Origin of the sequence: Holdemania filiformis (assembly GCF_003459085.1) — a bacterium.
Taxonomy (GTDB): Bacteria; Bacillota_I; Bacilli_A; order Erysipelotrichales; family Erysipelotrichaceae; genus Holdemania; species Holdemania filiformis.
In genome coordinates this window covers 40,414-48,370 of record NZ_QRUP01000026.1, presented here as the reverse complement: position 1 = coordinate 48,370, position 7,957 = coordinate 40,414, and the positions used below count along the sequence as shown (strand labels likewise).

At 52.0% G+C, this 7,957-nt stretch carries 9 protein-coding genes; 6 read left to right on the top strand and 3 right to left on the bottom strand.

Features of this window, described 5'->3' with window-relative positions:
• Positions 1-137: 137 nt before the first annotated feature.
• From DWY25_RS15745 to DWY25_RS15735, 3 genes are all read right to left on the bottom strand, one after another.
• On the bottom strand, positions 138-1,241 hold the full coding sequence (locus DWY25_RS15745) for a metallophosphoesterase (RefSeq protein WP_117896024.1): 1,104 nt from the start codon (positions 1,239-1,241) through the stop codon (positions 138-140).
• On the bottom strand, positions 1,241-2,593 hold the full coding sequence (locus DWY25_RS15740; protein ID WP_117896023.1) for an MATE family efflux transporter: 1,353 nt from the start codon (positions 2,591-2,593) through the stop codon (positions 1,241-1,243). Before DWY25_RS15740 ends, DWY25_RS15745 begins: the two co-directional genes overlap by 1 nt.
• Positions 2,594-2,661: 68 nt before the next feature.
• Positions 2,662-3,312, bottom strand: coding sequence for a hypothetical protein (locus DWY25_RS15735; protein WP_117896022.1), 651 nt, complete (start codon positions 3,310-3,312; stop codon positions 2,662-2,664).
• 361 nt (positions 3,313-3,673) lie between these two features.
• Between DWY25_RS15735 and DWY25_RS15730 the strand changes: the two genes are divergently transcribed.
• The 6 genes from DWY25_RS15730 (at position 3,674) to DWY25_RS15705 (ending at position 7,955) form a co-directional block, all read left to right on the top strand.
• A complete protein-coding gene (locus DWY25_RS15730) occupies positions 3,674-4,021 on the top strand; it encodes a hypothetical protein (protein ID WP_117896021.1) in 348 nt (115 codons plus the stop codon).
• A 71-nt stretch (positions 4,022-4,092) separates the two neighbouring features.
• Complete coding sequence (locus tag DWY25_RS15725) at positions 4,093-4,806, top strand: GntR family transcriptional regulator (RefSeq protein ID WP_117896020.1); 714 nt, start codon at positions 4,093-4,095, stop codon at positions 4,804-4,806.
• Between the two features lie 158 nt (positions 4,807-4,964).
• Positions 4,965-5,906 carry a GNAT family N-acetyltransferase gene (locus DWY25_RS15720; RefSeq protein ID WP_117896019.1) on the top strand — a complete coding sequence of 314 codons (942 nt, stop codon included), beginning with the start codon at positions 4,965-4,967 and terminating at the stop codon, positions 5,904-5,906.
• Positions 5,907-5,956: 50 nt separating this feature from the next.
• Positions 5,957-6,637: a PIG-L deacetylase family protein gene (locus DWY25_RS15715; RefSeq protein WP_117896018.1), complete on the top strand. Its 681-nt coding sequence runs from the start codon at positions 5,957-5,959 to the stop codon at positions 6,635-6,637.
• 19 nt (positions 6,638-6,656) lie between these two features.
• A complete protein-coding gene (locus tag DWY25_RS15710; protein ID WP_039863533.1) occupies positions 6,657-7,148 on the top strand; it encodes a PTS sugar transporter subunit IIB in 492 nt (163 codons plus the stop codon).
• Between the two features lie 18 nt (positions 7,149-7,166).
• Entirely contained in the window at positions 7,167-7,955 is a 789-nt protein-coding gene (locus DWY25_RS15705; protein WP_117896017.1) for a PTS sugar transporter subunit IIC, read from the top strand.
• Positions 7,956-7,957 lie beyond the last annotated feature (2 nt).

Here is a 7,957-nt window from a genome sequence, read left to right as displayed (position 1 = left end):
AGTTACGCATTTTTTTATTTTTTCCTATCCCTTATCTGTCACAGCCTCTTTTCATCTTAGTAAATTATAGAAGCCTTCGTAAAATAAACATTTTTTTACAAACCGGATTCACACGATCTGCCTGCTTTATTCCTTTTTCACCTGGTTTCCAATACGGCATTGGCTACCCAACCCAGTTGACCGTTCATTTTACAGAACGACCGGTCCGCGCAGGTCTGAATGACCGCGACTTCCTCCCCTTGGCGCAAAGCCAGCCAACAGCTTGTGCTGTTAAAACAATGGGACTTCCCCTCGATCATCCGCAGCGCGCTGCGGGGGATTTCCAACAGGCGCTGCGTTGCTTTATGCCGCACGCGCAGAAACTCGTTGTTTTCTCCCACGACTTCGATCTCACTTTCAAAATACCGCACGAATACTTGTTGATCCTCCGGAGTTCCCGCTTGATCCGCAAGAACCCTCAGCCGCGGCAGGCGATCGGCGCTGGCCGTCTGAAATTGTCGAAAGTTTCCGTTTTGAACGATCAGAGCGTTCAGCTGACCATGCGCATGCATCCCGCATCCGCCGTCAATCGCCAGAATCTTCCGATCTTTCAGAAAATGCACACCGCAATTTCCCTGTCGGTCGCTTAACGCCACCGTCGGCATGTGGCCCACGATCACCGGGTATGGAAATTTCACGGAAGACTTTAACAAAAAATCATTATCTTTTAAAATCAGGCGCGGATCATTATTCGTTAAATTCTGAGCATCCTGAAGACTGGAATGCACTGCGGCATAACCCGGACCAGCAGCGATCAGCGGCAGATTCCGCAGAAACGCAAACTCTGCGGCATAGGCTTCTGTCAAACGCCGGCGCAAAGCTTTAAAATCTGTCTTTTCATCGATCGTCATGCCCTGTTCACAGGCCATCTCGCTGATCAGCGACCGCCGTGTACGCAGATAACTCAGCTTCATCGGCAGCGGTATTTTATCCTCCAGCAGCTGTTCTGCTTCATCGTTATTCCCTTTTAACACGATAACGCGTTCGTTACGCGCCAACGTCATTACCCACCGCAGCGTTTCCAGACTGGCGCTGCCTTTTTCGATCAGATCTCCCAGCAGAAACAAAGTATCCTGTCCGGGAATATAATGAACCTTTTCCAGCAACACTTCAAACAGGTCTTTTTCGCCGTGGATATCTGAGATGAAAATTGCCCGGTGATCGCGGAGATCCTGAATCCGGAGTAAAGAACGATCCAGCATCAGCCGCGGACGCCGCTGTGTTTCAGCCAGCTGCCGCGTTTATAGTAGATAAACAACGTCACGGCCGATAACGTCCAGGTCAGCGGATAACTCCAGAACACGACGACGATCGAATTGACGAACATCATCGCCACCGCCAGGAATACCTGCCGGATGATGCAGTAATAGAAAACATTGATCAGCATCGGCACCGTCGTATTCCCCGTCCCGCGCACCGCGCCGGTCAGCACCTGCGCAATATTCAGAATGGAATAGAAAGGAACCAGCGTGCGCATCATCCACGATCCATAATAAATAACGTCCGCTTCCTGCGAAAACATCCGGATGCACAGATCTGAGAACAGATAAGCTGGAATTCCGATGGCGATGACGATGCCAATCCCCATGAACATACAGGTATTGATCCCTTTTTTCACCCGCTCAATCTGCTTCGCGCCCATATTCTGACCGACAAACGTCGTGATCGCCAGCATGAAGCTGTTGACCGGCAGGCCGAGGAAATTATCAAACTTGTTCGCTGAGCTGAAACCGGCGATTGCCGCCGAACCAAACCGGTTGACATACGACATGACGAGCACATTGGAGAAGGAAACGATCATCTGCTGCAAACCGCTGGGAATCCCCAGCCGCACGATCTGCATCAACATCGGCTTGTCAATTCGGATTTTCTTCGGAATAATCTGATAGCTTTCCTTTGACCGCAGCAAGGTGACCGCCACCAGGATGCAGGATACCGTCTGTGCGATCAGCGTCGCCCAGGCCACTCCGGCCACGCCCATGTTCAGCTGGATGACAAACACCAGGTCCAGAATGATATTCAGCACACTGGCAATCGTCAGGAAGCACAGCGGGCGGCGGGAATCGCCGACAGCCTGCAGGATCCCGGCTCCGGAGTTATACAGCATCGTGGGAATAATACCCAGGAAATAAATTCGCAGATACAGCACCGCCATGTCCATGATATCCGCCGGCGTCCCCATCCATTGCAAAAACAGCGGCGTCAGCGTAATCCCGGCCACCATCATCAGCACGCCGAACAAAAACGTAAACGCCACAAACGTATGGACGGCAATATGCAGCTCCTTCAGCTTCCGCGCACCGAAGAACCGCGAAACCAGAACGCCCGCGCCGGCGGCGACGCCCATAAAAAATCCGATCAACATGTTGATCAGCGGCGTGCTCGCGCCAACTGCAGCCAGCGCCTGATGGCCGACGAAATTGCCGACGACGATCGAGTCGACGGTGTTATAGAGCAGCTGGAATAAATTTCCGAGAAGCAAAGGTATTGAGAATAACAGAAGTTCTTTCCAGATCACGCCGGAAGTCATGAGTCCACGTTGTTTTGATGCCATGTCTTTCCCCCTTAGCCGATTTCTTTCTATTTAATTAAGAGTAATTATAATCCGTTTTACTAAAATTGTTAATCCTTACTGGTAAATTCTGTGTCCGGCGACGGCCAGCGCAGCGTCACGAAACCACCCCGTTTCGTGGTTGTTTTTAACCATAAGGAGAGATCCTCTTCCTTGATCTGGCTCTCGTCAAAAAACGTGATCACCCCGGTTTGCGGATTCAGCCCGCTGATCATCACCCAGTGCCAGTCGTCGATCCGCTTCTCCGCCCCCGCACACAGATTAAGAAAGGCGACCGGCTCATCCCGTTTCAAAGCTTCCTCCAGAAAACGGCTGACTGTCATCCAATCAGGTCTTTGCGCCGGATCCTCCGCAACTTCCAGCGCCCGGATCTCAAAGTTTTCCTTTTTCACCGCGCGGTATTTTTCCAGGCCTTCCGTAAACATGGAAACCCGGTTCACCCCGCCGCGGCTGGGCGTGATATAGTACCACATCTCATTCATCTGATCGAGCAGTGCCTGCCGCCCGGAGTACAATGCCTCCCGTTGTCTCAGCCGCTGCTTCTGCATCTGATAAAAAATAAGCGAGGCGGCCGCTGTCGGACCGCAGCCTGCCTTCCGCTGCCATAAATCGCCATACCATTCCTGATTCGCGCCCCAGCTCGTCTGCCCGCTGACGGGATCGACCAAACACATCGCTTCGGGAAATAAAATCGCTGTCATTGCTTCCGCCCCTTTCTTCCTGTGTCCTCTTTTCGATATCCCTTATCATAGTCCTATCCGGGTGGAAAAGCAAACGCCTCCCGCCCCTTTAGACAGCACCCTCCTTCGCATTTTTCTTTCAACGGAAATTGCCCTGCAAAGACCTCGCAGTTCTTCTGAAACAGCGACGGCTTTTCTTTCCAACCAGGGTGAAGATGATATAATAAAGGTAATCAAACTTCGTTGTTTTTCCCCAGTCCCCGATTAGCCGGACTTCAAATCATTTTATCCAGACAGATCAGGGATCACGCTGCACTAATCCCGTCCAGATTGCTCCGGCTGTCGTTTCATTTCATTTTCATGATAGAAAGGAAGGAGAAGCATGAAAATTAAAAATACGGTCACCACACTGTTCGAAGTCATCGGGCTGATCGCGCTGTTGTTCGCCATCAACGCCCATCGCAAGGCCTTGCTTCTGTTTGATCCCAAAGTCTTGATTTCCGTTTATTTCTGTTTTGGCCTGCTTTGCGGATTCGTTTTCCATCACAAGGATTTCCGCAAGATTTCCGGGACTTCCTTGATCACCGCCCTGATCGCCGGGCTGATTTACTTTTTCCTGCTTTCGCTGACCGGACGGCAGTTCAACGCTTTCCATTTCATCCTGATCAGCGACGTTTCAATGACCGCCGCGGGTTGGGGTTTCGTCGAAATCCTTTTTTCCGGGGAATGACTCTATCTTTTAAAAATGGAATCTGCTATAATCCAGATAAGTTAATATGTTAAGCTAAGGAGTGAAGTGAAATGGAGTACAAGGTTGCCAAGTATTTCCAAATCGAACAAGATATCATCGCCGCCATTAAATCCGGCCAGCTGAAACCGGGCGATAAGGTCGACAGCGAGTCCGTGCTGAAAAAGAAATATAATGTCTCGACCATTACGGTCCGCAAGGCGTTTACCGATCTGATCAACGAGGGTTACCTCACCGGGATTCAGGGACTGGGTACCTTTGTCGCCAAGAAGCAGATGATCCGCGGACTGACCTCGCTCAGTTTCAGTGACGAGCTGCTTCAGCAAGGTTATGAAATTGACATGCATGTGGATAAAATTGAACTGATCACGAACGCTCAGATCGCTGAGAAATTGACGATCGATCCGGAGCAGCCGATTCTCTGCGTCCGCCGCATCCGTCTGGCGAATGGGGAACCGATCGCTTATCAAAGTTCATTTGTCGACAGCCGCCTGCTTTCGCTGGAACAGGCACAGACAGTCTATGATACCAAATCCTTCTACAAGACGCTGGCTCAGGTCAACGTCACGCCCGTCTGGGTTAATGAAAACTACTCGGTCCGGGAGATCGGCAATGTAGAAATTGCCCGGCTCATGAACATCCGCAAGAATACCGCGACGTTCTTCGTGAAGCGGCTGACCTTTGATCAGCGCGATGAAATTATTGAATACGCAGAGACCTATTTCAACAAGGATTGGTATTCCGTCACGGTCAATATCAAAATGTAGAGGACATTCTTCGACAGAATGTTCTTTTTTTGGCTGAAAGGGCTTGCATATTCTGAGGGGGCACCGTATAATGAAATCAGTTAATATGTTAACATATCAATATTATAAGATAATTAAGATTGTTCGTTAATATACTGACTGAGGAGGATTAAAGATCTATGGAAATTCAGAATTATAATCAGCGCTACGAACAGGCGGTCGTCGATCTGTGGAACGCCTGTCTTCCCTGCGATCCGCTGACCTTACAGAAGTTCCGCAAGCAGGCGCTGCTGGACGACAACTTCGATCCGTCGCTGTGTTATGTGGCGTTGGCCGATCAGGAAGTCGTCGGCTTCCTGTTGGCAACCCGCCGCAAATTCCCTTATCTGGAACGGGGAACGGAGCCGGACCGAGGCTGGATCAACGTCTTGTTCGTCGAAGCCGAACATCGCCGCCAGGGAATCGGCCGGGCCTTAGTCGAGAAAGCCGAAGCCGACATGAAGGCGCGCGGCGCTAAAAACGTCACAGTCGCCGCGTACAGCCCGAATTATTTCTTCCCGGGCATCGACAAGCAGAACTATCCGGAATCGGCCGCTTTCTTTGACGCGATGGGCTATCAAAGCGGCGAGGAAAGTTACTCAATGTGCAAGGATCTGCATGGTTACCAGCTCGATGAAGCGGCGCTGGCCCGCAAGGCGAAAGCTGAAGCCGCGGGTTTTCGGTTCATTCCGTTCAGCTGGAAGTATTGCGTCGATCTGCTTGAATTTGCCAAGGTCGAATTCGGCGGCGGCTGGAAGCGCAACCTGCTGATCAGTATGCAGAACAATCTGGCCGAAGACAATGTGCTGTTATGCGTCGATCAAAACGATCAGCTCGCCGGCTTCTGCATGCGTCAGATGGACGGCAATCCGATGCGGTTCGGTCCGATCGGTGTTATGGCCAGTCAGCGCAACTGGGGCCTGGGCAGCATCCTGCTCGATCTGATGCAGCTGGAAATGGAGAAGCGCGGTATCTATCACATGTATTTCGTATCGACCGACGCGCCGGGACGCCGTTTCTACGAGCGCCACGGAATCACTGTTTTCCGCACCTTCACCGATTACCGCAAGAATTTAGATTAACTGAAATCTGCACGAAAACCATGCTCTATTAAAGAAAGGAAGAACACATTATGACATCAATCCAACGCGTCGTCAGCATCGGCGCACATTCGCTGGACGCCGAGCTGATGGGCGGACCGCTGATTCTCAAATATGCCCGGCAAGGCGCGCACTGCACGCTGATCCACGTCACTCAGGGGCGGCTGGAGGATCCGGCCGCAACGGAAGAAGCGAAACAGGCTTACCTGAAAGATCTCTTGACCATGAACCAGAAAGCCGCGGAAAAGCTGGGCGCCGACACGATCTGGCTCGGCTATGTTTCCAGCAATATGCCTTCGCTGGAAGACTTCGCCCAGCGGATGGAACAGTATTTCGTCGATGAGAAAGTCGATCTGGTCATCACCCATTGGCGCGGTTCAATGCATCCGCGGCACATCAACACTCACGACGCCGTCGTCACCGCCGTCAAGCGGCTGCGTGAAAAAGGCAATCCGATCCGCCTGGTTTACGGCGAAACGTTTGAGGATCTCGTCGGCTTCCTCCCGCAGGCCTACTTCACGCTGAATCCAGAGGAAGTCACCCAGTGGTACGACGCGATGAAGGAATACGCCGTCTTCCGCGGCGAGGTCAACGACTTCCCTTATCAGCAGTATTATCCGACAATCGGCAAAGTTCGCCAGATTGAATCCAACAACAGCGGCTATACCGTCGCGTATATGTACGCCAGCCTGATCGAACCGCAGCTGTGGTAAAAAGAGAGGAGAAATAACCATGGGTAAAATTGTAGTCCGCGTCGATGACCGGCTGATTCACGGCCAGACCATCGTCGCCTGGTGTCCGACCTTGGCGATCCAGGAAATTATTGCGATCGACGATGAAAGCGCCAAAAATCCAATGCTGAAATCGATCATGACGATGAGCGTACCGCCGCTTTATAAAACGCACATTGTCACCACGGAGGAAGCCCGCAGCCTGTTAAGCCAGGACAGCGGAAACAACCGTCTGGTGATCGTGCGCTTCCCGAAGCAGCTGGAAGACCTGGAAGACACCGTTCTGAAAGCTGACTTCGTGATGCTGGGCAACATTGCCAAACGTCCGGATTCCGTGCATAAGGTTTCCGGCGCAACCGGCATCTTCTATCTCAGCCAGCAGGACGTGGAAGTCATCGATGCCTTGAGCGCCAAAGGCGCAGACGTCTGCTTCCACCAGCTGCCGAACACCACCCGGACAAGCTGGGACGCTTTCCGCAAAACGATTGAATAGAAAGTCAGAGGGGTAATTATGTCAATCATTCAAATCATCCTGATCGCAATCTTTGTGTATCTGGGATCCATCGGTTCTATCGTCGGCAACACCATCGGCTGGTACACCTTAGGCCGTCCGTTAGTCGCGGCGCTGGTCGTCGGCGTCATTTTAGGGGATATTCAGACTGCCATGGTCGTCGGGATTCCGTTACAGATCATGTATATGGGCAACGTCACGCCGGGCGGCGCGGTTGCCTGGGACTTATCGTATGCCACCTACATCGGTGTCGCCGCAGCGATCGTCTTCGGTCAGGGGATGGACGCTACCGGAGCGATCGGTCTGGCCGTGGTCTTCGCCGGAATCGGCGGACTGGTCGGTCAGGTCATGTGGAATTTGTCGTATGCCTTAAACCTGCCGCTGAACCGGGTTGCCGCAAAATATGCGGAAGCCGGGGATACCCGCAAAATGATCGTTCCAAACGTCTTCATGGGTCAGGCAATCGGCTTCTTATGCCGCTTTGTTCCGGCGGTGCTCGTTCTGACGTCGATGACGGCCGCTTCCGGCCAGGCTGATTTCGCAACGCTGATTCCGGGCTGGGTCACCACTGCGCTGAGCATTTTCGGCGGCATGATGGCTTCGTTGGGAATGGGCATCATCTTATCGTTCTTGTTAAAGAAGAAATATCACATCGTTATCTTTTTAGCCGGATTCATTCTCGTCACTTATTTCGGTTTAAGCACGATGGCGGTCGCTGTTGTCGCGATCATCACCGCAGTTCTCTACTATGTCGCAGCCTCCTCGCTGGCTGATCGGAAAGGAGCTTAATC